Source organism: Pseudomonas sp. JR33AA (genome assembly GCF_021378985.1).
Taxonomy (GTDB): domain Bacteria; phylum Pseudomonadota; class Gammaproteobacteria; order Pseudomonadales; family Pseudomonadaceae; genus Aquipseudomonas; species Aquipseudomonas alloputida.
The window spans coordinates 563,733-588,783 of the sequence record NZ_JAJSAW010000001.1 but is presented as its reverse complement, the minus strand read 5'-3'; the positions used below and the strand labels follow the sequence as shown (position 1 = coordinate 588,783).

24 protein-coding genes are annotated in these 25,051 nt (G+C 63.6%); 12 read left to right on the top strand and 12 right to left on the bottom strand.

The genetic code is table 11. The features are described 5' to 3' along the window. Positions 1-475: 475 nt before the first annotated feature. On the bottom strand, positions 476-2,263 hold the full coding sequence (locus LVS58_RS02590) for a monovalent cation:proton antiporter-2 (CPA2) family protein (protein WP_233689759.1): 1,788 nt from the start codon (positions 2,261-2,263) through the stop codon (positions 476-478). Positions 2,264-2,462: 199 nt separating this feature from the next. Continuing rightward, positions 2,463-3,449 carry a GlxA family transcriptional regulator gene (locus LVS58_RS02585; protein ID WP_233689758.1) on the bottom strand — a complete coding sequence of 329 codons (987 nt, stop codon included), beginning with the start codon at positions 3,447-3,449 and terminating at the stop codon, positions 2,463-2,465. A gap of 179 nt (positions 3,450-3,628) precedes the next feature. Between LVS58_RS02585 and LVS58_RS02580 the strand changes: the two genes are divergently transcribed. Both LVS58_RS02580 and ycaC read left to right on the top strand, forming a co-directional pair. Beyond that, a complete protein-coding gene (locus LVS58_RS02580; RefSeq protein WP_012054076.1) occupies positions 3,629-3,991 on the top strand; it encodes a helix-turn-helix domain-containing protein in 363 nt (120 codons plus the stop codon). A gap of 72 nt (positions 3,992-4,063) precedes the next feature. After that, positions 4,064-4,690: an isochorismate family cysteine hydrolase YcaC gene (gene ycaC / locus LVS58_RS02575; RefSeq protein ID WP_233689757.1), complete on the top strand. Its 627-nt coding sequence runs from the start codon at positions 4,064-4,066 to the stop codon at positions 4,688-4,690. A gap of 96 nt (positions 4,691-4,786) precedes the next feature. Here the strand turns inward: ycaC and LVS58_RS02570 are convergent, their stop codons facing one another. Continuing rightward, entirely contained in the window at positions 4,787-9,832 is a 5,046-nt protein-coding gene (locus tag LVS58_RS02570; protein ID WP_233689756.1) for a trifunctional serine/threonine-protein kinase/ATP-binding protein/sensor histidine kinase, read from the bottom strand. Positions 9,833-10,071: 239 nt separating this feature from the next. Here LVS58_RS02570 and LVS58_RS02565 point away from each other — a divergent pair, with 239 nt between their 5' ends. Beyond that, positions 10,072-11,064: a response regulator gene (locus tag LVS58_RS02565; RefSeq protein ID WP_233689755.1), complete on the top strand. Its 993-nt coding sequence runs from the start codon at positions 10,072-10,074 to the stop codon at positions 11,062-11,064. Next, a complete protein-coding gene (locus tag LVS58_RS02560) occupies positions 11,061-11,429 on the top strand; it encodes a response regulator transcription factor (protein WP_012054073.1) in 369 nt (122 codons plus the stop codon). Before LVS58_RS02565 ends, LVS58_RS02560 begins: the two co-directional genes overlap by 4 nt. A 64-nt stretch (positions 11,430-11,493) precedes the next feature. Here LVS58_RS02560 and LVS58_RS02555 read toward each other — a convergent pair whose 3' ends face one another. After that, the gene (locus LVS58_RS02555) at positions 11,494-12,984 is read right to left on the bottom strand and encodes a YifB family Mg chelatase-like AAA ATPase (RefSeq protein ID WP_233689754.1); all 1,491 of its coding nucleotides are present in this window, start codon (positions 12,982-12,984) and stop codon (positions 11,494-11,496) included. Here LVS58_RS02555 and LVS58_RS02550 point away from each other — a divergent pair. Continuing rightward, complete coding sequence (locus LVS58_RS02550) at positions 12,983-13,138, top strand: hypothetical protein (RefSeq protein WP_233689753.1); 156 nt, start codon at positions 12,983-12,985, stop codon at positions 13,136-13,138. The two genes, LVS58_RS02555 and LVS58_RS02550, sit on opposite strands and share 2 nt — an antisense overlap. 106 nt (positions 13,139-13,244) lie before the next feature. Then, positions 13,245-15,314, top strand: a complete 2,070-nt coding sequence (locus LVS58_RS02545; RefSeq protein ID WP_233689864.1) for a DUF4034 domain-containing protein — start codon at positions 13,245-13,247, stop codon at positions 15,312-15,314. Here the strand turns inward: LVS58_RS02545 and LVS58_RS02540 are convergent. Together LVS58_RS02540 and LVS58_RS02535 are read right to left on the bottom strand one after the other, a co-directional pair. Continuing rightward, positions 15,268-15,621: a gamma-glutamylcyclotransferase family protein gene (locus tag LVS58_RS02540; protein ID WP_233689752.1), complete on the bottom strand. Its 354-nt coding sequence runs from the start codon at positions 15,619-15,621 to the stop codon at positions 15,268-15,270. The genes LVS58_RS02545 and LVS58_RS02540 overlap by 47 nt on opposite strands. Further along, complete coding sequence (locus LVS58_RS02535; protein WP_233689751.1) at positions 15,622-15,888, bottom strand: accessory factor UbiK family protein; 267 nt, start codon at positions 15,886-15,888, stop codon at positions 15,622-15,624. It lies immediately after the preceding gene. A gap of 519 nt (positions 15,889-16,407) precedes the next feature. On the opposite strand from LVS58_RS02535, the gene glnK reads away from it, so the two are divergent. The 3 genes from glnK (at position 16,408) to sutA (ending at position 18,883) form a co-directional block, all read left to right on the top strand. Further along, positions 16,408-16,746 carry a P-II family nitrogen regulator gene (gene glnK, locus LVS58_RS02530; protein ID WP_002555808.1) on the top strand — a complete coding sequence of 113 codons (339 nt, stop codon included), beginning with the start codon at positions 16,408-16,410 and terminating at the stop codon, positions 16,744-16,746. A gap of 46 nt (positions 16,747-16,792) precedes the next feature. Further along, positions 16,793-18,124, top strand: a complete 1,332-nt coding sequence (locus LVS58_RS02525; protein WP_233689750.1) for an ammonium transporter — start codon at positions 16,793-16,795, stop codon at positions 18,122-18,124. A 429-nt stretch (positions 18,125-18,553) separates the two neighbouring features. Next, on the top strand, positions 18,554-18,883 hold the full coding sequence (gene sutA, locus LVS58_RS02520) for a transcriptional regulator SutA (protein WP_233689749.1): 330 nt from the start codon (positions 18,554-18,556) through the stop codon (positions 18,881-18,883). Between the two features lie 138 nt (positions 18,884-19,021). On the opposite strand, the gene LVS58_RS02515 is transcribed toward sutA, so the two are convergent. From LVS58_RS02515 to lptM, 6 genes are read right to left on the bottom strand one after another with little or no spacing between them, the layout of a single operon-like run. Further along, positions 19,022-19,717 carry an HAD family hydrolase gene (locus tag LVS58_RS02515; RefSeq protein ID WP_003253644.1) on the bottom strand — a complete coding sequence of 232 codons (696 nt, stop codon included), beginning with the start codon at positions 19,715-19,717 and terminating at the stop codon, positions 19,022-19,024. Continuing rightward, complete coding sequence (xerC, locus tag LVS58_RS02510; protein WP_233689748.1) at positions 19,714-20,613, bottom strand: tyrosine recombinase XerC; 900 nt, start codon at positions 20,611-20,613, stop codon at positions 19,714-19,716. Before xerC ends, LVS58_RS02515 begins: the two co-directional genes overlap by 4 nt. Then, positions 20,613-21,323 (bottom strand): DUF484 family protein, encoded by a 711-nt coding sequence (locus LVS58_RS02505; protein WP_003253646.1) that lies wholly within the window; start codon positions 21,321-21,323, stop codon positions 20,613-20,615. Before LVS58_RS02505 ends, xerC begins: the two co-directional genes overlap by 1 nt. 13 nt (positions 21,324-21,336) lie before the next feature. Further along, a complete protein-coding gene (dapF, locus tag LVS58_RS02500) occupies positions 21,337-22,167 on the bottom strand; it encodes a diaminopimelate epimerase (protein ID WP_233689747.1) in 831 nt (276 codons plus the stop codon). Between the two features lie 4 nt (positions 22,168-22,171). Then, a complete protein-coding gene (lysA, locus tag LVS58_RS02495; RefSeq protein WP_233689746.1) occupies positions 22,172-23,419 on the bottom strand; it encodes a diaminopimelate decarboxylase in 1,248 nt (415 codons plus the stop codon). A 9-nt stretch (positions 23,420-23,428) separates the two neighbouring features. Then, entirely contained in the window at positions 23,429-23,641 is a 213-nt protein-coding gene (gene lptM, locus LVS58_RS02490) for an LPS translocon maturation chaperone LptM (RefSeq protein WP_233689745.1), read from the bottom strand. A 239-nt stretch (positions 23,642-23,880) separates the two neighbouring features. Between lptM and cyaY the strand changes: the two genes are divergently transcribed. The 3 genes from cyaY to rnk all read left to right on the top strand — a co-directional run bounded on the left by cyaY (position 23,881) and on the right by rnk (position 24,996). Then, entirely contained in the window at positions 23,881-24,213 is a 333-nt protein-coding gene (gene cyaY, locus LVS58_RS02485; protein ID WP_004575827.1) for an iron donor protein CyaY, read from the top strand. Between the two features lies 1 nt (position 24,214). Next, positions 24,215-24,439 (top strand): DUF1289 domain-containing protein, encoded by a 225-nt coding sequence (locus LVS58_RS02480; RefSeq protein ID WP_233689744.1) that lies wholly within the window; start codon positions 24,215-24,217, stop codon positions 24,437-24,439. Between the two features lie 146 nt (positions 24,440-24,585). Further along, the gene (gene rnk, locus LVS58_RS02475; RefSeq protein WP_003253652.1) at positions 24,586-24,996 is read left to right on the top strand and encodes a nucleoside diphosphate kinase regulator; all 411 of its coding nucleotides are present in this window, start codon (positions 24,586-24,588) and stop codon (positions 24,994-24,996) included. Positions 24,997-25,051: the final 55 nt, after the last annotated feature.

Below are 25,051 nucleotides of genomic sequence, written 5' to 3'. Positions count from 1 at the left end.
GGCCGGCACCATCCGTTTCCACGCGAAGGGTGGCGGCTGCACGCGGGGTGGAAAGCCGGGCTATCGGAACCCCGGCAGGCCATTCGGCCTCCCGCGCGCAGCTGCCATGACAACTGCCATTCCGATTACCTGCCGGGTTTCCACACCCGATCGCTGAACCGACAGCGACCTGGTTAGCCTAGAGAGCAGGACTTCCCCGGACAATCAGACGGGCGTCGACACGATGCGTAGGATAATTCCTCGGGATTGGCGTGAACGTAGGAAATGGTTCGCGGGGAAGTAGGACCCCGCTGAGAATTAGACGATCTTGTGATGGTTTTTTTGTGCGTAATGGCGGCGAGGTGATCGTCAGGAAATTGCATGATGGCTTCCAGGTGCCTGGCGATAGTTTTTGGGCGCCCATGAGATCGAGCGCCGCCCGCGCGGCGCTCGATCTCACAGGCACTACAACCCTCAAGGCATGCGCCCCAAGGCCTCAACCCGCATCCGATTTAAACAACCGCTCCAACTCCACCCGCGCCTCCTTGGCCGTCTGCATCACCTTGGCCCGGTCATCACGCACTTGTCCCTGGGCCTCCAGCACCTCTTCGTCATGCTGGGTAAACCGTGCAATGCGGTCCGCCGCCTGTTCATCGCTCAGGCCCAACCCCACCAGTGCCCGGCGGGTCATTTCCAGGCTGGAGTAGAACGTCTCGCGAATCGGCTCGGCGCCCACATCCGCCAGTTTGTGCACATGCTGGCGGTTGCGCGCCCGGGCCAGCACCTTCAGGTGTGGGTACAGACGCTTCACCCGTTCGGCGGTATGAATGGCGGCTTCAGGGTCATCAACGGTGATGATGAAATACTCAGCTTCACCCACCTTGGCGGCGTGCAACACCTCCGGGCGCAGCGGGTCGCCGTAGAACACCGGCACCTGTTCGAACATGCGGGTCATCTCGATGGTGTCCACCGAGGTCTCCAGGGCAATGAACGGGATCTTCTGCGCCCGCAGGATGCGCGCGACGATCTGGCCCATACGGCCCATGCCGACGATCACCACCCGCGGCGTATCCGTCTGGATCTGCTTGTACTGCTCGGGCACCTCGCGCACCGGCTGCGGGCGCTTGAGGGCGCGGGCGCATCCCAGCATCAGCAGCGGGGTGATGGCCATCGACAGGGTGATGGTCATCAGCAGCAGGTCGTAGGTCTGGGTGTCGAACAGGCCCTGGTCCTTGCCCAGCTTGAACACCACGAAGGCGAACTCGCCACCAGCCGCCAGTACCATGCCCAGGCGCAGGGCGCTGGCGCTGTTCAGGCCACCGACCAGGCGGCCAACGCCTATCAGCAACAGCAGCTTCACGGCCACCAGCAACAGGGTCAGGCCCAGCACCACCAATGGCATTTCCAGCAACAGGTGCAGGTTGGCACCCATGCCCACGCTGATGAAGAACAGCCCCAGCAGCAGGCCCTTGAAGGGTTCGATCTGCGATTCCAGCTCGTGGCGGTATTCCGAGTCGGCCAGCAGCAGGCCAGCGAGGAAAGCGCCAAGGGCCATGGAGATACCCGCTTCCTCCATCAGCCAGGCAGTGCCGATCACCACCAGCAGTGCGGTGGCAGTAGACACTTCCGGCAGACCGGTGCGAGCCACGGTGCGGAACACTGGGCGCAACAGGTAGCGACCGCCGATGATCACCACGGCGATGCTGGCGAATACTTTCAGGCCGTGTTGCAGGCTGTCGCCGTGGTTGGTGTCCGGGCCAGTGGCGGCCAGCAGCGGTACCAAGGCGATCAGCGGGATCGCGGCGATGTCCTGGAACAACAGGATGGCGAACGCCAACCGGCCGTGCGGGGCGTTGAGCTGCTTGCTCTCGGCCAGGCTCTGCAGGCCAAGGGCGGTGGACGACAGCGCCAGGCCCAGACCGAGCACGATGGCTGCTGGTAGCGTCTGGCTGAAGCCGAACAGGGCGATGGCGCCGATTACTGCGCCGGTCAGCAACACTTGGGCAGTGCCAACACCAAACACCGATTTGCGCATCAGCCACAAGCGTTTGGGCGACAGTTCCAGGCCGATGATGAACAGCAGCAAGACCACGCCCAGTTCGGAAATGTGCGCCACGCTTTCCGTGTCGCGGATCAGGCCAAGTGCTTGCGGGCCGATGACCACACCGGCGAGCAGGTAGCCGAGCACGGCACCGAGTTGCAGGCGCTTGGCCAGAGGGACGGCGAGGACGGCGGCAAGCAGGAAGATCACCGCGGTTTGTAGAAGGCTGCCTTCGTGTGGCATTGGCTCGTACTCCATGAGCTGCCGGGGCAGCGTTCGAACAGGTTGACGGACAATTCTGAGGGGTGGGGTGGCGTCAGACAATCAGCTGACGGGAAGAAACATTGTCCTGATCAGGCTGACAATCGATGCCGGCGCCTACCCAGGCTTCAAGGCCTGTGTCGTCTCTGTGGGCGCGGGTGCGCCCGTGAAGAAGGCAGCGCTAATCCGACTGTTCACCGCCACCAAACTGCGCCCGATACTGCGCCGGCGTCATGCCAATTCGCTCGCAGAATACCTTGCGCATGTGCCGGTCACTGCCAAACCCGCACTGCGCCGCCACCACCTTCATCGGCAGGTCACCGCATTCGAGCAGCTTGCGCGCGCGATCGATGCGCGCATTCTGCAGGTACTGCAGCGGCGTGATGCCCACCTCACGCTGAAACGTCCGGGCAAAATTGCGCCCGCTCATGGCCACCAGTTCGGCCATTTTCTGTACGGTGAACGCTTGCTCGATGTGGTCGACGATATAGGCCTGCACCCGGGCAATCGGCGAGTCATCGCGTGGTACCGCAGCCAGCAACGGCCCGTAGGGTGTCTGCCCGCCCTGACGGTGGCGGGCAACCAGCAGTACCTTGGCCACTTCCAGGGCCAGCGCCTTGCCATGGTCCTCGGCGACCACTGCCAGTGCCAGGTCGATCCCGGCAGTGATACCGCCCGAGGTGATCAGGCAGCGGTCCATCACGTAAATCTGCTCGGTCTCCACCTTGGCCTCGGGAAACGCCTGTGCCAGGCGCTCCACGTAGTTCCAGTGGGTAGTGCAGCGATAGCCGTTCAGTAACCCGGCCCGCCCCAGCAGGAACACCCCGGTGCAGATGGCGCCGAAGCGCTTCGCCTGGCGTACTGCCTTGGGCAGCCAGCGCTCGATCCCTGGCAGGGCGATGTCATAGGCCCCTGGGCCGCCCGGCACCAGCAGCAGGTCGACGCCCTCCGGCAAGTCTTCCAGACGCTGGTCTGCCACTACCTTCAGGCCGCATGAGCCGCGTACCGCTGCTTGCCCCTCGGCCAAGGTCAGCAGCCGATATTGCCGTTCTGCAGGCAAGAACCGGTTGGCGATGGCGAATGCATCCATGGGACCGGTGACATCCAGCAGTAGCACATCGTTGAACAGCACCATGGCCACGGTGCGGTGGGCGGGTTTTTCCTGCATACCTCTTTCGCCTTGAATGCCGGCCGCTGTAGCGGCCAGAAGCTGAATACGAAACGCATCTTAAGATATCGGCGAAACGCCCAGGGCCAGCAGCGCACAATTAACAACAATTCAGGTTTGGCTCAGGACTTCGTCATGTGCCTGGGGCGAGACTTTCTGCATTGAACAGGAGAGTCGCCATGTACCCTGGGACGCCCGAAGCGCCGCTGCAAACCCCCGGCGCACTCACGCCCGCGCGGCTGCGCCGGGCCAAGGAGCTGATGTTGCACAGCCCGTTGTCGATCATTGAGATCGCCGCGGTATGCAACCTCACCCGCAGCCACTTTTCCCGCGCATTCAAAGTCAACACCGGCCTTTCGCCCCAGGCCTGGCGCCTGCTGGCGCGCATGGAAAAGGCCAAGCGCTTGCTTGCCACCGAGGCGCCTATCACCCATGTGAGCCTGGAATGCGGCTTTTGTGACCAGGCCCATTTCACCCGCGCCTTCAGCCGCCTGGTCGGCCAGCCACCCAAGGCCTGGCGGCAGGCGCAGGTACTTTCTTAAGCCGAAGCTATCCGCCGGTATAACCCCCTGCGGACAGTGCCGGCCCGTTATCCCAACCCAAGGAGTCACCCCATGAGCCAACCCGATTACAAGCGCCTGAACAAAGACGACGCCGTAGTGCTGCTGGTCGACCATCAAACCGGCCTGATCTCGCTGGTGCAGGATTTCTCGCCCAATGAATTCAAGAACAACGTGCTGGCCTTGGGCGACCTGGCCAAGTTCTTTGGCCTGCCGACCATTCTCACCACCAGCTTCGAACAAGGCCCGAATGGCCCGCTGGTGCCCGAGCTGAAAGAAATGTTCCCGGATGCGCCATACATTGCCCGTCCGGGCCAGATCAACGCCTGGGACAACGAAGACTTCGTCAAGGCAATCAAGGCCACGGGCCGCAAGCAACTGATCATCGCCGGTGTGGTGACCGATGTGTGCGTGGCCTTCCCGACCCTGTCGGCGCTGGCGGAAGGCTTTGAAGTGTTCGTGGTGACCGATGCCTCGGGCACCTTCAACGAAACCGTGCAGCAAGCGGCTTGGGTGCGCATGACCCAGGCGGGTGCGCAAATGATGAACTGGTTCTCGGTGGCCTGCGAACTGCACCGCGACTGGCGCAACGACATCGAAGGGCTGGGCAACCTGCTGTCGCAGCGTATTCCCAACTACCGCAACCTGATGAACAGCTACGCGGCGCTGGCCGCGCGTTGATGTAAACCTGTACTGGCCTCTTCGCGGGTAAACCCGCTCCTACAGCGGCCGCGCCGACCGTAGGAGCGGGTTTACCCGCGAAGAGGCCGGCACAGGCTATGCGTGACTCACCGGCAGACTGAAACGAATCCGGCATCCACCCAGCTGCGACACCAGCGCCTGCAGCTGCCCGCCGTGGGCCTGAGCCACCGAACTGCAGATCGCCAGGCCCATCCCCATGCCACCGGCCTTGGTGGTATGAAACGCATCGAATACACGCTCCCGCTCGTCCGCCGCGATCCCCGGCCCGTTGTCGTCCACGCAGATCTCCACCCCATCCTCGACCACCGCCGACGCAATCTTCAGCACCCCGTCAGTGCGATACCCCGCCAATGCTTCCAGGGCATTGGTAATCAGGTTGTACACCAACTGCTGCAACTGCACCGGGTCGGCTGTCACGCACACCCCGGCCTTTAACTGCGTCTGCACATCCACCTTGCCCTTGGCGGCGTCGGCTGAGGTCAGGCGCACGACCTCGCGGATCAGTTCGTCCAGCTTCACCGCCTTGAGTTGCATCGGTGACTGCTTGGCCAGCGACCGCAGCGCCCGCACGATGTTGCCGGCCCGTTCGCTGTCGTTGCGGATGTCCTCCAGGCCTGCAATCGCTTCTTCCAGGTCGGGATGGGGGCGTTTCAGCCAGCGCAGGCTGGCCGCAGCGTTGGAGGCGATGCCCAGTAGCGGTTGGCTGATCTCGTGGGCGATGGACGCTGACAGCTCATTCATCGCCTGCAAGTGCGCACTGCGCGCCAGTTCTGCACGCGAGCGGCGCAACTCAGCCTCCATCTGTGCGCGGATCTGGTTTTCCTCGGCCAGGCGCGTATAGAACTTGGCCGTTTGTAGCGACACTGCTGCCTGCGAGGCGAGGATTTCCAGCATGGCCAGGCGCTGACCGCCGAACAGGTTCGGCACAAGGCGGTTTTCCAGATATACCAGGCCGATCAGCACGCCCTGGATCACCAGCGGCAGGCACAGCACCGAGCGGGCGTTGCGCGCTTGCAGCTGTTGGCGGAAGGCTTCAGGGCACTCACTGAGGGCATCGTTGAGCACCAGCGGTTTGCGGGTGCGCATGGTGGTGTTGATGACCGACAACGGTGCCTGGGTCATGAACTTCTGGCAGTTGTCCATGCTCACGTGCAGCCCGGCATCGTCGATATAGGCCAGGGCGGCCATCTGGAACTCGGCTCCGCTTACAATCAGCAGCACACCATGGTCGGCGCCGGAGTGCTGGGTCAAGTGGCCCATCAGGGTTTCGATCAGGCCTTCGAGCAGCACTTCCTCGGACAGCGCCCGCGCGGCTTCAATGCCGGCTTCGAGGTCCAGCCTGGCCTGGTGGGTGGCGCGATAGGTCTCCTGAATCGGCTGGGTGCGCAGAAACGGATGCAACGTCTCAAGCTGGTGCACCTTGCCGGTCGCACCCCAGATATGGAAGCAGTCGCGGGCGATACGCAGGTGCAGGTTGGCGCCGGAGATCAGGCCGCTGGGGATGCACACTTCGGCCAGCTGTTCATGGGCCAGTGCCTGCTCGTGGATGAAACCGGCAGCGGTGGCGGCGATTTGCGCCTGGTCGAAGCAGCGGATCGCGGCCAGGCCGTCGCCTTCGAGCTTGGCGATGACACCCTCGATCAGCAACTGCTTGCTGCGGAAGGTGGCCGGGTTGAAGCCGGCCCAGCGGCTGAAGCGCTCGCGTAGGGCCTGCAGTTCCTGCAGCTTGTTGGCAAGACTGTCTTGGGCCTCGGGGCTGCCCAGCGCCAGGCCGCGGAACAGGTGATAGTCGGCCAGGTTGATGTGCGCCGGTGCCGCCCAGCTGTTGTCACCGGCCAATGCCAGGTCGCGCATGGCCTTCGGGATATTGCCCATGTAGAAAGCGCACATGGCGGCGAACAGGTGCTGGAAGAACCGCGTGGTGGGCGACCTTGAGGCAGTGGCCGGGGCCGGGCAGGGCATGCCGCTCAGGTTGGCGACGAACGCTTGCTGGGCCTGCAGGATCAGCTCGATATCGCGGTAACCGTGGTGACGCACGGTGGCCAGGCCTTGCGCCACTTCCTCGACCACGTCCGGCAGGTAGCGGCCCATGAACAGCGAGTCTGAAACCAGATGGTTGCAGGCATAGCAGCTCATCGCCAGGTCACCGCTCAGGCGGGCCGAGTCGACCGCGTCCAGCGCGGTGCGTCGGGCGAATTCCATGGGCGAGGTCCAGGCGCTGACCTGGTCCAGGGCCAGCAGCGCGCTGGTCAAATCAGCGTCGAAACCGTGGCGCTCGATCAGCTTGAGCGCGGCCAGGCAACAGGCATGGCCATCATGGTAAGCGCCAAAACGCTCGGCAATCATCACGCCGTACCAGGCCATGCCGTAGGTGCTGCCAGGGGCAACGCCGTGCAGGAGCGACATCTCCATGAGCTTGGCCAGGTGCAGGAAGCAGATGTCGTCCTTCACAAAGAATGATGACGACAGAGTGGCCAGCAGGCTTATGGCAACCGTCACTTCCTCCGAATCGGTGCGCGGCAGCGACGCCAGGCAATGCCGGCCTTTCTGTTCGACCAACGCCTGCACATGGGCATGACTGGCCTCGACCTGTTGCCAGTCGACGCCCCGCACCGGGCTTATACCCAGCAAGTCCAGGCCGGCCAGGGCGCTGTCGATGGCCGCCTGATAGTCCCCGCGCAAGGTGTACAGCAGTGCCTGCAGCCGGCACGCCCGCGCCTGGTCCAACACTGAGCGAGCACGCTGGTGGCATTCAATGAGGCGGGCCTGGGCCGCGTTCGTTCGTGACAGTTGCATGTCGCACTCCGTCGCCATGCAGGCGATGGCAAAGCCATGCGTGGCGCGGCTTTCCAGCGTGGCGCTGTGGTGCAGCAACTGCTCGGCGGTGTGCAGGTAGCCCGCGGTTTGCTCGAAGGCGCCGGCGTCGCGAGCCCGGGATGCGGCTTCGCGTAAAAGCTGCAGGAACGCTTCGCAGTCATCCGCTGCAAACCCGCAGGGGCTGGCGCGTTGCAGCTGGCTGGCGAGCTCGAACAACACCTCGTGCGTTCGCCCTGGCCAAGCCTGATGCATGGCCAGGGCGATGCGTGCATGCAGCGAGGCGCGCGCGTGCCCGGGCGTGAGTGCATAAGCGGCCTCCATCACCCGGTCATGAGTGAAACCTAAGCCATTCTGGCCCGGTTGCAGGAAACCGGCGCGGATCAAGGCTTTCAATGGCTCGCCCGGGGGTTGGGCAAGTACCTGCCGAAGCAGGCGTTCGTCGCAGTGGCTGCCCGCCGCGCTGACGACCCGCAGCAGCTCGCGTTGCGGTGCCGCCAGGCGCTCCAGGCGGTGGATCATCAGGTCGGCGACATTGTCGGCATAGCAGTGCCGGGCCACGGCCTGCAGGCACCATGACCAGCGCATGGCCTGGGTGTCGAAGATGAACAGCTGGTCTTCGACCATGGCCCTGAGAATCTGGTTGATGAAAAACGGGTTGCCCGCCGTCTTGCGGTGCACCAGTTCGGCCAGCTGAAAGGCCTCTTCGGGGGCAACATGGAAGCGCTCGCCAATCAGCTCGGTCACTGCCCCCACGGCCAGTGGCCGCAGGTTCAGCGTGGTGCTTCGCACCGCTGCAGGTATGGCCAACGGTGCACTGGTGGTGGGCTCGTTGCACCGGGTGATAAGCAGCAGCAGGTTGGCTGGCGCGTTAGCCAGCAGTTGGGCCAGCAGTTGCCGGGTGGCGTCGTCGGCCCATTGCAGGTCGTCGAAGAACAGCACCAGCGGTTGGCCAGGCCGGCTGAAAACCTGCAGGAATTCAATGATCGCGTGCAGTTCCTTCTGCAACGCAAGGCGCGTGGGCTTGGCGGGTAATGGGGGCAGGGAGCCGAGAATCAGTTGCAGGTCCGGGGCCAGCTTGCCAAGCAGACGGCCATGACTTTTGATGCGGCGCTGGATTTCGCGGCGCAGGGTGGCGAGGTCCTGACTGTTCTTGGCCAGCAGCTGGGAAGTCAGGGCGCCGAGTATTTCGATCCAGGGCGTGTAGGGAACTGTTTGGGTGTGGCTGTTGCACTTGCCGACGGCCCAGTAACCTTCGGCGTTGGCCTGGAGAGCTGCTTTGACCAGGCTCGACTTGCCCATGCCAGCAGCGCCGTTGATGACCAGGGCTTGTGGTTTGCTGTCGCGATGCAAGGCCTTGAGCAGCAGGGTGATAGCCTTTTGCTCGGCGCTGCGGCCATACAGGCGTGCGTGGCCGGGCGCTACCGGGTCGGCGCAGCCTGGGGTGAAGGGTGCCATGGTTTTGTGGGCGGCCCACTGCCGCTGACAGTGAGCCAAGTCCGCTGCAAGGGCGCGCGCGCTCTGGTAGCGGGCGTCCGGCTCTTTGGCCAAGGCCTTTGCCAGGACCAGGCTGAGGGGCGGCGGCACCTTGCTGTCCACTTCGCAGGCCGCCCGCGGCTGCACGCCGGCATGCAGCTGTCGCCAATGCTGCGTGTCGCGCCCGGCCAGTGGCAGCTCGCCTACCAATAACTGGTAGAGGATCGCCCCCAGGGCGTAGATGTCACTGCGTCGGTCGCTGCTGCTACCGTGCGGGCAAACCTGCTCCGGCGCCAGGTAGGCCCAGTTGCCGAGCGGGGTGCCCTGTGCGCTGACCCGCTCTGCCGGGTCGGCACGAAAGAAGCCCAGTCGCACCCGCTGGTGAGCGCGCAGGCTCACATGCTCGGGCTGCAGTGTACCGTGCAGTACATTGCGTTCGTGCGCTTGCGCCAACGCTTGGGCAGCGTTCACCGCGATGTCGAAAAATGGCTCCAGCGCCGCAGGGCCTTCAGCGATCAGGTCGGCGACTGAGCGCCCGGCCGGGTACACCAGCAACGGGCCTTCGGCCGAGCGCACGAACGCCGAGGGGATCACCGCCCACTGCGGGTCCAGTTGCAGGCGGTAGTCACGTTCCAGGCGCTGACAGGCGGAAGGGGCTTCGAGCGGCGCGCGCACGGCGATCCAGGCTTGATGTGAAGCGGGGTCGCACAGGCGGAAATAGCTGAGTTCACCTTCCTGGCCCAGCGCGCTTATCTCGCACCGGTTCAGCCAGCCCTCGTCGAGTGACTGGTCGTAATCGATGGGCCTGTGGGCAAGGCGTTCATCGAGCATAAAGCACCCCCGCTAGCGACATCCCGAGGCGCGAGTATACGCAGCGGGCCCAGCATGGATGCGGGTTACAGCCTGCTTGGCAGAAACGGGCACGCTGTTGTCCGTTATCGTCCCCTGGGGGCTGGCGGGCTTTTGTATAGTCCTCAGGCCAACCTATCCCTCGGGATAATTGTCTGAACGCGTACGCTGGCCTAGGCTGCCCCGGACAGCGAACACGCCCGTGCCCGCGCGAGGAAGCCATGATCCGAATAGGCAATGCCCAGGTGTCGTTGGAGCGGCGCGAAGTCTTTATCGACGGCAAACCGATCCTGTTGGGTGGGCGTGCTTTCGAAGTGCTGGCCACGCTGATCAGGGCCAAGGGCCGCGTGGTCGGCAAGGACGAGTTGTTCAGCCAGGTATGGGCCGGTACGGTGGTCGAGGACAATAACCTGCAGGTGCAGGTGTCCTTGCTGCGCAAAGCCTTTGGCGACCGCGGCCTGATCCAGACCGTGCCGCGCCGGGGCTATCGCCTGGCCGCGCAGATCAGCCTCGAGGTGCCTGGTCAGGCAGTGGGCGGGTCGTTGCTGCGCAACCTGGCCGAGGCTGTCGAGCCGCTTGATGAGGGCGTGAATGTGCCGGTGCTGGTGGTGGATGACGACCCGTCAGTGCGCACCGCTTTGGGCCGGCTTTTGCGCTCGCAGGACATCCCGCACCACTTGTTTGCCAGTGCCGAGGCGCTGTTCGAGGCCCGCCTGGAAACCCCCTGTGCCTGCCTGCTGCTGGACATGCACTTGCCCGGTACAAGCGGCCTGGAGGTACAGGATGCGCTGTGCCGGCTGGCGCTGCCCTGGCCGATCGTGTTCATGACCGGCTTCGGCACCATCCCGATGACCGTCCAGGCCATGCGCGCCGGGGCGGTGGAGTTTCTGACCAAGCCGTTCGATGAAGACCAGCTGCTGACCCTGTTGCAGGCAGTGCGCGCCCGTGCCGTGGCCGAAGGCCGCAAGTGGCTGCAGGCGCGGCAGGTCGAGGAAAAGTACCAGCGCCTGACTCAGCGTGAGCGCCAGGTCTTCTCGCTGGTGGTAGGCGGCTTGTCGCACAAGCAGATCGCCAGGCAGATCGGCACCAGCGAGGTGACGACCAAGGTGCACAAGAAGAACATCATGAACAAGATGCAGTCCCGCTCGCTGCTGGAGCTTGCGGCCATGCACAACCTCCTCGGAGCGCGGTCTGCGAGCCTGGGCGGCGCATGAACAGAGGGGTGTGCATCGTCGATGACGATGCCTCGGTGCGCAAAAGCCTGGCCAACCTGCTGCGCTCGGCGGGGTTCGAGACCTTGTCGTTTTCCGCCGGGCACGCATTCCTGGCCTCGCCACTGGCGGGCGAGGCGGGCTGTGTGTTGCTGGACCTGAAGATGCCGGGGATGAGCGGGCTGGAGGTACAGCGTGAGCTGGCACAGCGGGGCAGGCGCTTGCCGGTGATCTGCATGTCGGCACATTGGGATGATGGCTCGGTCCGGGCAGCGATGGGCCTTGGGGCGCTGGCCTGCCTTGGCAAGCCGTTTTCTGAAGAGGTGCTGCTGAAGGTGGTTGAAGAGGCTTTGGCTGGCGGTCAGTGAGGTAGTGACTGTGCCGGCCTCTTCGCGGGTAAACCCGCTCCTACAGGGGCACAGCCCTGGCAATCTAACTGCTCCCTGGGCGATACTGCAGCGCCTCGGCCAGGTGCGTCCGGCCAATTGTTTCGCACCGCTCCAGGTCCGCCAATGTCCGCGCCACCTTCAATAACCGGTGCGCCGCCCGTAGCGACAAGGTCAGCCGCTCGCAGGCCCCTTCCAGCCAGACCTGGTCCGCCGCTACCAACCCACAGTGATGCCTTAAACCCTCAAGGTCGAGAAACGCATTCGCACACCCTTGTCGCCTGTGCTGCAGCTCCCGCGCTTCAGCCACCCTGACGGCGACATCGGCACTGGTTTCACCGCAAGGCTGGTTGTTCAACGTAGTGCTCTCGCGAGCCACGGTCAGGTGCAGGTCGATGCGGTCCAGCAGTGGACCGGACAGTTTGTTGCGATAGCGCGCGATCTGCTCGGTGCTGCAGCGGCAGCGGCCAGTGGGGTCGCCCAGGTAGCCGCAAGGGCAGGGGTTCATCGCCGCCACCAGCTGGAAGCGCGCGGGGAAACGCACCTTGTCGCGGGCACGGGCAATCACGATTTCACCTGACTCCAGTGGCTCGCGAAGTACTTCCAGTACGCGCCGCTCAAACTCCGGAAGCTCGTCGAGAAACAACACACCGTGATGGGCGAGCGTTATTTCACCAGGTTGCGGCCGGCTGCTGCCACCGACCAGCGCCGGGCCGGACGCAGAGTGATGGGGGTGGCGAAAGGGGCGCTGTGGCCAGCTGTTCAGCGGCGCTTTCCCGCTGACCGACTGTATTGCCGCCACTTCCAGCGCCTCGTGCTCGTCCAGCGGTGGCAGCAGCCCGGGAAGGCGGCTGGCGAGCAAGGTCTTGCCGGTGCCGGGCGGCCCGGTGAACAGCAGGTTGTGCGCCCCGGCCGCAGCCAGCAGCAAGGCTCGCTTGGCCGCCAGTTGGCCCTGCACTTCGCTCAGGTCCGGGTAGGGGCGTTGCTGCAGGATCAGGCCGTTGGCTGCGTAGGGCGGCAGCGGCACCTGGCCGTTCAGGTGGGCGACCAACTCCAGCAGGTGGCCCACCGCATACACCACCAACCCGCCGGCCAGGCTGGCTTCCTCGGCATTTTCCTGGGGTACCACCAGCGCCCGGCCTGCTTCGCGTGCCGCCAGAGCCGCAGGCAGCACGCCCTGCACCGGGCGCAATTTCCCCGACAGCGCCAGTTCGCCCAGGCATTCCATATCGGCCAAGGTGGCAATCGGCACCTGGCCGTCGGCGGCGAGGATGCCCAGGGCGATGGCCAGGTCATATCGGCCGCCATCCTTGGGCAGGTCGGCGGGGGCGAGATTCTGGGTAATGCGCCGCTGCGGGTAGTTCAGCCCGGAGTTGACGATGGCGCTGCGCACCCGGTCCTTGCTTTCCTTGACCGTGGTTTCGGGCAGGCCGACCAGGGTGAGATGAGGCAGGCCGTTGGCCAGGTGGGTTTCGACGCTGACCGCCGGTGCCTGCACGCCTACCTGGGCGCGGCTGTTGACGAGGGCTAGGGACATGAACACTCCGTTGTTGCTGGAAATGCCGCTTCCTGCGGCTGGGCAAAGAATAGCCAGTGCTGCCAATGCCGGCGCAACAAGTGTGCGTCGTGGTTTTTCAGGGCAGGGGTTTTCCCTGCGCTTTCATGCGCTTCGGCAAAAATGGATCCAATAGGCTTTGCGCAGCCGTCAGGTATGACTTAGTGTTGTGGGCAACCGCAGTTGCCATGGGATGGCACTGCGTCTTCTTTCAAATGGACTTGAGGTATTGCACCGTGCAAATGCTCACCCGCACGCACCAGGCAATCCGCGAACTGGTGCAGGCCAGTGCATTCGTTGAACTCAACCGTTTTTTCGACAGGCTAGAGGCTCAGTGGCGCCGAGCCCCGCCCGGCGAGTTTCCAGCCTACCTGGCGGCCATTGAAGGGCACATGCTGCTCGACGAGGAAAACCAGGGCGACAGGGCCCTGAGCCAAGTGCTCAGAGCCTGGATTGACGCGTGCCCCAGGGCGTACCACCCACAAGTGGTAATGGGCATGCACTGCTTCCAACGGGCCTGCCAGGTGCAGGTTGATGGCCAACCCAACGCTGCACGTTCGCTGGCTGTCGCGCAAATTTGTGAATCCGCCACGGCGCACCTGTTGCGTGCCATGGACCGCTCTGCGCACCCCGTGGCAGCGGCCATTGGCATGCTGCGCATCAGTGCGCAGTTCCATGAGCCTGGTTGGCTGCGCCAACTGTTTCAGGGAGAGCCTGCACGCTTCAGGCCCAGCGCCCATGCCGATGTAGAGGTACAGGAAGCTGCAGCGCCGTTGCTGGTGAAGCATGGGTTGCTGCCCTTGGCGGAGCTGCCACAGGCGCTGCCGCTCTACCTGGGCGGGCGGGTCGACCATGAAAACGAAGACCCTCGCTATTACTGGCTGCGCCATGCGCTGATCGCCCGCCCCGGTTGCTTCGAAGCGATCCAGGCCCTTGCTGTTTACCTGCTGCCCCGCAGGGGCGGCAGTCTCGATGCGCTCGAGCTGTTGGCCAATGGCCCATTGTGCGCAACCTGGGACGAGCGCTTGCGTAATGCGCTGCACTGGATGGCCGTCGAAGCCCGGCTGATGCTGCCACAGGCTGACAAGTTGCAGGCCGTCGCCGACTGGCAGCACGTGTTCGAAGATTGGTCACAACGCCCGTTGAGGCCCAGGGAACGCGCTGTCGTTCTGGCATGGCGGGGGGCGCTGCGCAGCAGGGCATTGGGCGACCATGCGGGCGCTATGCGCGATTTTGCCGCGAGCTTGGCGTGCAATGCCGATCTGGGCGCCATCCGCGCCATGGGCGTGCCTTTTCGCTGTCTGGCCGAGCTGATACTGCGCGATGGCATGGCAGATGAGAGGCAACTGTTACACGGCGCTATTGAGCGCCTGTGTGACGGCCGTTCACATGCTGCTGCCTGTGCTTTGCGCGCGGCCGGGCACCGTTTCGGGCTGTGGGCGCTGCCACGCTCGGCCGAGCAGGCAAGGCTATGGTTGCAACGGGCGGTGAATCGCCAGTGCGCGGGCCAGGCACCGGGGTTCGAAGTGCTTGCCGTGGCCCGGTTGCTGTGGTCAGCCAACCGGCATGAAGTAGCCTGCTACCTGTATGAACGCTGCGCCGAACTTAACCTGCCGGGTGCTGCCCTGGCCTTGTACGAGCTGCACGATGGCGGCCTGGCCAACACGCCGGCGCATTACCTGGATGACGAGGCAGCCGGGTATTGGCTGCAGCGTGCGGTGGAGGCGGGCAGCAGGCAGGCCAAGTACAAACTGGCCTGCTTGCGCATGGACGGCGATGAGGACTTGAACGAGCGCAGTGCCATGCTGGCGGTCAGGCGCTTGCTTGTCGACGCGCTGGGCAACGCGCAGATCAACGCGCGTGCGCGTTTGCATCTGGGGATTTTGTTACGCCGGTTTGGTGAGGCGCAGGAGCGAGCCGAAGCGGTTGCTTACCTGCTGAGCCTGGTCGAGCACCCGGACCCGTGGCTTGCAGGGCGTGCCAGCGCCGAACTGGGGCTGGCCTGGATGCAGGGGCATGGCACCCGCAAGCAAAGCCGCTTTGCCGCCATCGAATGGGTCAACCGAGCGGCCAGCTTGCAACCAAGGGATACGGCCATTGGTGATATCCAGGCCCAGATCCTCAATTCGCACAACCGGGTGAAAACGTTGTTTACTCAGTGCGGGGCGGCGTTGTTCCGCGGCACACTGCATGCAAGTGAGCTACCACCGCAACAGGCCTTTACCCACGCCGGATCGTTGCGGGCTCAACCTGCAGCGGACGGGCTCAGGCGCGCACATACACCCAGGCTGTCAGGCCCGATGCAAGGGTGACGGCGACGCGCTTGTAGTCGGCGACTTCATAGCGGTCCGCCGCTGCCAGTTCGTCTTCGCTGATCTGGAAAACCATGCCGGCCACGCTGTCGTTGGCCTGGCTGCTGGGGCAAACGATGGGATGATGGGACTTGCCGCTGGTCGCCAGTACGCCCGGGTCGGTGATCTCGACCCAGTCCAGGCGGTAGCCCGGCATACGGTCTGCCTGGCCGCTCAGCTCACGGCCAAAGTTGGCCAGTTGCACGGCTTTATCCTGCAAGGTGCCGTAGGAAAACAACAGTACCGGGTATGCGCTGGAGGGCTGCATTCACTCATCCTGTGAGGTTGGGTTCAGCCGCGCTTCCAGCTCGGCTACCTGTTTTTCCAGGGCCTCAAGGCGTGCGCGGGTGCGCGCCAGTACGACCATCTGGCTGTCGAACTCCTCGCGGCTGACCAGATCCAGCTTGCTGAAGGCACCTTGCATCAACACTTTGAACTGGCTTTCCAGTTCCGCACGGGGCTGGGCGGCATCGCTGCTGAACAGGCGCGAGGCCTGGTCGCTCAGGGCATCGAGAAGGGCTTTGGGCGCGAGCATGGGGCTGTCCACTGAAACGGAGAAATGGCCGCCAGTGTAGCACGCACAAACCTGGCGCCTGAGTGCACATTGGCCATTGTGGGAGCGGCCTTGCGTCGCGATTGGGCCGCACAGCGGCCCCGGCGATGTCAGCATCAGGGCACAAATCGTGGGGCGCTTCGCACCCCAATCGCGACGCAAGGCCGCTCCCACAAAAGATCGCATGGGGTTTTTAATCCGGTGCACATTTTTCGCGCAGCTTGCCCGGCCGCTGCGCACCGAAATTGTGCATGTTTCCCATGCTGGCGACTGGCCAATCCCGACCAAATCACATAACGCTCTGTTTTCCGGCGTTTTGTCGGAACTGGCAAGGTTTCTGCAAAGACCTGTACGAGCCATGCACTGAAGCAGTTCCTTGTGACCAGGCAGTGCGCACGCGGAGCCGGATGCCGACGACGCGTTACAAAGCCAACCGCTGCGCTTAGACTTGAGACGGGTTTGTTTTCCTGGGGCAAGTCCACCAAATCGGGAGAGAGTTTCATGAAGCTAGTCACAGCCATCATCAAGCCGTTCAAGTTGGACGACGTGCGCGAGTCGCTGTCGGAAATCGGCGTGCAGGGCATCACCGTCACCGAAGTCAAAGGTTTCGGTCGCCAGAAGGGCCACACCGAGCTGTATCGCGGCGCTGAATATGTGGTCGATTTCCTGCCCAAGGTGAAGATCGATGTCGCCATCGATGACAAAGACCTTGATCGGGTAATCGAAGCCATCACCAAGGCAGCCAACACCGGCAAGATCGGTGACGGCAAGATTTTCGTGGTGAATCTGGAGCAGGCAATCCGCATCCGTACCGGCGAAACCGATACCGACGCGATCTAAGCAGCAACAAAGCCTCACCAAACCCAACGCCCCAGGAGAAAACAACATGACTCTGCGTAAGATCGCAGGGCTAGGAGCCCTATTGTCCCTCGTAATGCCCGGGCTTGCCCTGGCAGAGGAAGCTGCCCCAGCGCTGAACTCCGGCGACACCGCCTGGATGCTGACCGCAACGGCGCTGGTGCTGTTCATGACCATTCCGGGCCTGGCCCTGTTCTATGGCGGCATGGTGCGTTCCAAGAACGTGCTGTCGGTGATGATGCAGTGCTTTGCAATTACCGGCCTGATGAGCATTCTGTGGGTCGTCTACGGCTACAGCATGGCCTTCGATACCGCCGGTATGGAAAAGGGCGTGCTCAACTTCAACTCGTTCGTTGGCGGCTTCTCCAAGGCCTTCCTCAGCGGCGTCACGCCTGACAGCCTGACCTCGGCCACCGCGCTGTTCCCTGAAGCGGTGTTCATCACCTTCCAGATGACGTTCGCCATCATCACCCCGGCATTGATCGTCGGCGCCTTTGCCGAGCGCATGAAATTCTCGGCGATGCTGGTATTCATGGGTATCTGGTTCACCCTGGTGTATGCGCCGATCGCACACATGGTGTGGAGCGGTGACGGTGCCCTGATGTGGGACTGGGGCGTACTGGACTTCGCTGGCGGCACCGTGGTGCACATCAACGCCGGTATCGCAGGCCTGGTCTGCTGCCTGGTGCTGGGCAAGCGCAAGGGCTACCCGACCACGCCGATGGCCCCGCACAACCTCGGCTATACCCTGATGGGCGCAGCGATGCTGTGGATCGGCTGGTTCGGTTTCAACGCAGGCTCTGCGGCTGCCGCCAACGGTACTGCCGGCATGGCCATGCTGGTCACTCAGATCGCTACCGCCGCCGCCGCCCTGGGCTGGATGTTCGCCGAGTGGGTCGGTCACGGTAAGCCAAGTGCTCTGGGCATCGCTTCGGGCGTGGTTGCTGGCCTGGTCGCCATCACCCCGGCTGCGGGCACCGTCGGGCCGATTGGCGCGCTGATTATCGGCCTGGTTTCGGGTGTGGTCTGCTACTTCTGCGCCACCACGCTCAAGCGCAAACTCGGCTATGACGATTCGCTGGATGCCTTCGGCGTGCACGGTGTGGGCGGCATCATCGGTGCCCTCCTCACGGGTGTGTTCGCGGCCCCGGCGCTGGGCGGCTTCGGTACCGTCACCGACATCGGCATGCAAGTCTGGATCCAGGCCAAGGGTGTGATTTTCACCGTGGTCTACACCGCCATCGTCACCTACGTGATTCTCAAGGTGCTGGATGTGGTGATGGGCCTGCGGGTCAACGAAGAAGAAGAGTCGGTCGGCCTCGACCTGGCTCAGCACAACGAGCGCGGCTACAACCTGTAACTGCGACGCGGTAAAAATTTGCCCGGCTTGCCGGGCATTTTTTTGCCAGTTTTTCAGCATTTCCCGCACGGCAAACGGTTTATTCGACACGTTCGTGACGTAGGTAAAAAACTTACAAGCCACAGGGCGTTTATGGCGCTTTGCTTTTTTCACGGGCGCGCTAGAATGCGCGCCGAAGGGTGTTTGACGAGTAGTCCACACTCTTCGCCAGCCTTTGCTAGGCTTGCCAATAGCGTGTGGCCAGCAGGGGCTAATGGATTTGTCAGGTCCTGCCAGGAGCAGGGTCTGCTGGGTGCCGCACCCATCAGGAGTGCCGACCCAAGGGCAGTGGCCTAACCCACGGCCAGTTGAATTTTCACTGGTGGCTGCCGGTCTACGGCTGCACTGGTCTATAAACCCACCTGCTTTTCGCAAGTCATGAGGTAGAACATGAGCGACGACGATCTGGAAAATGATGACCTCGAAGTAGGCGACGAAGACGAGGGTGATGAGGTTCTTGAAGGGGCGGCTGATGACGGCGTGGAAGACGCTGGCGATGACGACAGCAGCCCGGCACCCGTTGCCAAGGGCAAATCCAAGGCGGCAGTCTCGATAGACGAGTTGCCGAGCATGGAAGCCAAGCAGAAAGAGCGTGATGCACTGGCCAAGGCGATGGAAGAATTCCTTTCTCGCGGTGGCAAGGTGCAGGAAGTCGAGGCCAACGTGGTCGCTGACCCGCCCAAGAAGCCAGACAACAAGTACGGCAGCCGCCCTATCTGAGTGGCTGATCGCAAAAAAGCCCGCCGTCGCTGCGGGTTTTTTTATGCCTGTGGGTTTTGTGTTGCCTGGGTCGGCCTCTTCGCGGGCATGCCCGCTCCCATAGCTTCACCACAGGGTTCAGGGCCTGCGCGGCCCCCGTCAGCGCCAGCGCGCGAGCACGTCAGGTAGTTGCGACAAGCGCTGGATCTCGGCATCTGGCGCCTGATCGCCAGCCCACGCCTTGCCTTGCGGGTTGAACCACACCGCGCGCAAACCGGCGCGCTGGGCGCCAGCAATGTCATCGCCAGGGTGATCGCCGATGTGCACCGCCGCCCCTGCGTCCACCTCGCCGCGGCGCAACGCTTCAAGGAATGGTGCCGGGTCTGGCTTGCCTATGCCGAGGTCTTCGGCGCACAGGGCAAAGCGGAAGTAATCCGCCAGCCCCAGCCGGCTGACGTCGGCATTGCCGTTGGTGACCACGCCCAGGATGTATTGATGGCGCAAAATCTCAAGCACCGGCTGCACCTCTGGGAAGATCTCCACCTGGTGGCGGGCATGCAGGAACACTTCGAAGCCTTCGTTGGCCAGCGCCTGTGCGTGCTGCTCGCTGTAGCCGACCTCTTCCAAGGCATGAAACAGTACACGCCTGCGCAGGGCGCTGATGCGGTGCTTGAGGCCGGGCTCTGCTTGCACCAGGCGCTCGCGGATGGCGAACAGGTGTTCCACCGGCACACTGCCGAGGGTTGGTGCATTGGCCTCGAGCCAGTCGCGCAGCACGACTTCCGCGGTGGCAATCACCGGCGCGGTGTCCCATAGGGTATCGTCGAGGTCGAAGGTGATCAGCTTGATGCTCATGAGTCTGTGCCTTTGCTGCGTTTGGCCCGAGGGTGGGCGCTGTCGTACACCGCGGCCAGGTGCTGGAAGTCCAGGTGGGTGTAGATTTGCGTCGTGCTGATGTCGGCGTGGCCGAGCATCTCCTGCACCGCGCGCAGGTCCTGGGATGATTCCAGCACATGGCTGGCGAAGGAATGGCGAAGCATGTGCGGGTGCAGGTGTTGGCCCAGCTCACGCTCACCGGCGGCCTTTACCCGCAGCCGAACCGCCTGGGGGCTGATGCGATTGCCCTGTCGGGTAATGAACACGGCACGGTCGCGCGGGTTGCCGATACCGCGCAAACGGTACCAGGCCTGCAACGCCTCGCGAGCCTTGCGACCCACCGGCAGTACACGGGCTTTTCCACCCTTGCCCAGTACCTGCACCAGGCCGGCGGCGAGGTCGAGGTGATCAAGATCGAGGTTGGTCAGTTCCGATAGGCGTAGGCCCGAGGAATAGAACAGCTCGAGGATCGCCTGGTCACGCCGGGCGATGAAGTCGTCGTCGACGCCACCATCGAGCAGCTGCAGGGCGCGATCGGTATCCAGTACCTTGGGCAGCCGACGCTCACCTTTGGGCGCGCTCAGGCCGGTGGCCGGATCGTGCTGGCACAGGCCTTCGCGGTTGAGGTAGCGGTACAGGCCGCGCACTGCCGACAGCAGGCGTGCCAGGCTGCGCGGGGACTGGCCATCGTGGTGCAAGCGGGCGATCAGCTGGCGAAGTTGCTGGATTTGCAGCGCCTGCCACTCGGCAATGCCGTGTTTTTCGCAGTAGGCGATGACTTTTTCCAGGTCGCGACGGTAGCCCAGCAAGGTGTGCTCCGACACCTGGCGCTCGTTGCGCAGGTGTGCGCAATAAGCCTCCAGCTGGCGTTTCATCAGCGTACCGAGCGCAAGGTCTGGGTAACGCGTGGCACAACGCGGCCGAGCACCTCGGCGATATAGCCAAGGAAAAGGGTGCCGACGCTGCTTTTGTAGTGCTGTGGGTCGCGGCTGCCGATGGCCAGTACCCCATGCAGCCCTTGGTACTCAAGAGCTGCCACGGCGCTGGAGCCCACTTCGCGGCGCTGTTCTTCACCGAACAGGAAAGCCAGCTCGTGCTCGCGCAGGTTGCCACTGACGGTCTTGCCACCGCCCAGCAGGGCACCGATGGCTTGCTGCGCCTCGGCATTGCTGACCCAGCGCCCGACCGGCGCGACGTTGTCGCCGAACAGGATCAGGCTGACGAAGGGCACCTGGAACTCCTGGCGCAGGCTGTCTTCGACCGCCATTACCACTTCTTCCAGGCTGCCGGCATCGAGCAGGTCAAGGATCAGCCGGCGGGTCTTGTCGAACAGCCGGTCGTTGTCGCGGGCCACGTCCATCAGTTGCGACAGGCGATGGCGCATTTCGATGTTGCGGTCACGCAGCAGCTTGAGCTGGCGTTCCACCAGCGACACGCTGTCGCCACGCTGGTGCGGGATGTGCTGTTCGATCAGCAGCTCGTCGTGCTCGGCGAAGAAGGTGGGGTGGGCGCGCAGGTAGGCGACCACCGCTTCGGCATCGAGCTCGGCGGACTGCTTGGGTACAACCTTGGGCTGATCGGTCATGGCGGTTACTCGTTTAGAGACGAACCTGTCCTTCATAGACGCGTACGGCTGGGCCCGTCATCATCACGGGCTTGCCGGGGCCGGCCCATTCAATGTGCAGGCGACCACCGGGCAGGTCGAGGGACACCGGGGAATCCATCCAGCCCTGGCTGATCGCCGCCACGGCTGCGGCGCAGGCGCCGGTGCCGCAAGCCTGGGTTTCGCCGGCGCCGCGTTCCCACACGCGCAGGTTGGCGCGGTGGCGGTCGATGACTTGAATGAAGCCGGCATTCACCCGCTGTGGGAATTGTGGGTGGTTTTCGATCTTCGGGCCCAGCTCATGCACAGGCGCAGTCAACACGTCGTCGACACGCAGCACGGCGTGCGGGTTACCCATGGACAAGGCGGCTATCGAATACAACTTGCCGTCAACTTCCAGTGGGTAGCTTGGCGCCTGTGCGTCGGCGACAAAGGGAATTTCGGCAGGGATGAAGCGCGGCGGGCCCATGTTGACACTCACCTGGCCGTCGTTCTGCACGTCCAGCACGATGATGCCGCTCTTGGTTTCCACGCGGATGCGTTTTTTCGCGGTCAGGCGCTTGTCCAGCACGAAGCGGGCAAAGCAGCGTGCACCGTTGCCGCATTGCTCGACCTCGGAGCCGTCGGCGTTGAAGATGCGGTAGCGGAAGTCCACTTCCGGGTTGTTCGGTGCCTCGACGATCAGCAACTGGTCAAAGCCGATGCCGGTGTGACGGTCACCCCATTGCTTGGCGTGCTTGGGCTGAATGTGCGCGTGCTGGCTGACCAGGTCCAGGACCATGAAGTCGTTGCCCAGCCCATGCATCTTGGTAAAACGCAGCAGCATGGGCTTACTCCGGCAGCAGGCTTTCGCCAGCATACAGTTCGGCGACGGTCTCGCGGCGGCGTACTTCGAACGCCTGGTCGCCGTCGACCAGGATTTCAGCGCAACGGCTGCGGGTGTTGTAGTTGGAACTCATGACAAAACCATAGGCGCCCGCGGACTCTACGGCCAGCAGATCACCCTCGGCCAGGTTGAGTACGCGGTCCTTGCCGAGGAAGTCGCCAGTCTCGCAGATAGGGCCGACCAGGTCATAGGCACGGCCTTCGCCTGCACGTGGCTTGACCGCACTGACACCCATCCAGGCCTGGTACAGGGCCGGGCGGATCAGGTCGTTCATCGCTGCATCGATGATGGCGAAGTCCTTGTGTTCGGTGTGCTTGAGGTATTCCACGCGGGTCAGCAGCACGCCAGCGTTGGCGACGATGCAACGACCTGGCTCGAACACCAGGGCCAGGTCGCGCTCGCCCACGCGTTCGCGGATGGCCTTGATGTAGTCGGCCACCCGTGGTGGCTGTTCGTCGCGGTAGCGCACGCCGACACCGCCCCCCAGGTCCAGGTGGCGCAGGTGTATGCCGCACTCGGCCAGGCGGTCGACCAGCACCAGCAGGCGGTCGAGGGCGTCGAGGAATGGCTCGACGGTGGTCAGCTGCGAGCCGATGTGGCAGTCGACACCGACCACCTCCAGGTTCGGCAGCTGTGCGGCGCGCACGTAGATGACCTCGGCATCGGCGATGGCGATGCCGAACTTGTTTTCTTTAAGGCCGGTGGAAATGTACGGGTGAGTACCGGCATCGACGTCCGGGTTGACCCGCAGCGATACCGGGGCAACCTTGCCCATTTCGGCGGCGACTACCTGCAGGCGCTCCAGCTCGTCGGTGGATTCGACGTTGAAGCAGTGCACGCCAACTTCCAGGGCGCGGCGCATGTCTTCGCGGGTTTTGCCAACGCCGGAGAAGACCACGCGGTCGGCACGCCCGCCAGCGGCCAGTACACGCTCCAGTTCACCACCGGAAACAATGTCAAAGCCTGCGCCCAGGCGCGCCAGCACGTTCAGCACACCAAGGTTGGAGTTGGCCTTGACCGCGAAGCACACCAGGTGCTCGGTGCCTTGCAGGGCGTCTGCGTAGCTACGGTACTGGGCCTCGATGTGGGCGCGCGAGTACACATAGGTGGGGGTGCCGTAACGTTCAGCAATGGCCGACAGGGCCACGCCTTCCGCGAACAGCTCACCGTCGCGGTAGTTGAAAGCGTTCATCTGGTTTCCTTACTGCGCTGGCGACTGCTCGGGCTCGGACTGCAGCTCGGACTGCTGTTCTTGTGCCGGGGCCGGCTTGGCTTTTGGCTGGTGCTGGTGCGACTTGTGCGCTTTGCCGTTATCGCCATCTTCAGGCAGATACAGCGGGCCTTTCTGGCCACAGGCCGAAACGAGGCAGGCAACAGCGACCAGCGCCGCGAAGGAGGAAATCAGGCGCTTCATGGGTGAAATCCTTAGAAAAATGCAGTATTGCGCCCGAGTATACCGAGCGACCGGCGGCTTGCCTATGCAAGGACCGGTCCGCCGGGCGGGCTATGCTTAGCCTCTGCGCAGCCCCCTGTTGGAGCGGGCTTGCCCGCGAAGAGGCCGGTGAAGGTAACGGCTAAACCTTTGCATTCGGCGGCAAGCGCCCGTATCTTGCCCGGCTTGCCTGTAACGCAGCCAATTTCGAGGTTCCTGCAATGAGTTTGAGTGAAGCGCGTTTCCATGATCTGGTCGACGCGACCCAACAGGCCCTGGAAGATCTGTTCGACGAGAGCGGTCTGGACCTGGACATGGAGAACTCCGCCGGTGTCCTGACCGTCAAGTTCGAGGGCGGCGCCCAACTGATTTTCAGCCGTCAGGAGCCACTGCGCCAGCTGTGGCTTGCCGACCGCTCCGGTGGTTTCCACTTCGATTACGACGAAGACAGCGGCAAGTGGGTATGCGAAAAGAGCGAAGAGTTGCTGGGTGAAATGCTCGAGCGTATCGTCTGGGAGCGGGCCGGCGAGAAGCTGGACTTCGACGAAATCTGACATGAGTAGCGCCCAGGCTCGGCCGCCCAAGCCACTCTACAGCAACGTCAGCCCCGCAGTGCCATCACCATGCATCAGCGTATGCCGGCTGGACGAACAGCGGGTGTGCACCGGTTGCCACCGGCATGTCGAGCACATTCGCGAATGGCGCTCGGCCGATGACGAACGGCGTCGGCAGATCTGCCGCGAGGCCCAGGCCTTGCGCGAGCAGACCAAGCCACACTGAGCGTAGGGGCTTGAGTATTTGCCCGGCTGTGGTAGTGTCAGGTTCTGCGTCGTTGACGCCAAAGCCTTCTCAAACCCCGCCCTTGGGCGGGGTTTTGCTTTATTTGCACATTGAAAACTGCCTGTTCAAAGGAGTCTGACTGGATCATGAGCACCAAGCCTTCCCTCATCCTCACCCGATTGGACGTACAGCGTCTGGAGCGTCTGATCGACAGCCTCGACGAGAGTACGCCGGGTGTGCTCGCCCTGCAGGACGAGCTTGACCGCGCCGAGCAGGTGGTCGGTCACGAGGAAGTGCCGGCGGGCGTGGTGACCATGAATTCGCGGGTGCACTGCCGTGAGGAAGCCAGCGGCAAGGACTACCACCTGACACTGGTCTACCCCAAGGATGCCGGGCCGGAAGGCAAGGTCTCGATCCTGGCGCCGATTGGCTGCGCCTTGCTGGGGCTGTCGGTGGGCGAGCAGATCGACTGGCCGGCACCGGGTGGCAAGACCCTCAAGCTGAAGCTGCTGGAAGTGGAGTACCAGCCGGAGGCGGCGGGCGATTACGACCTGTAGGGGCCAGGGGGCCGCTTGGCGGCCCGTTTGCAGCGCAAGGTTGTTGCTACAGAGG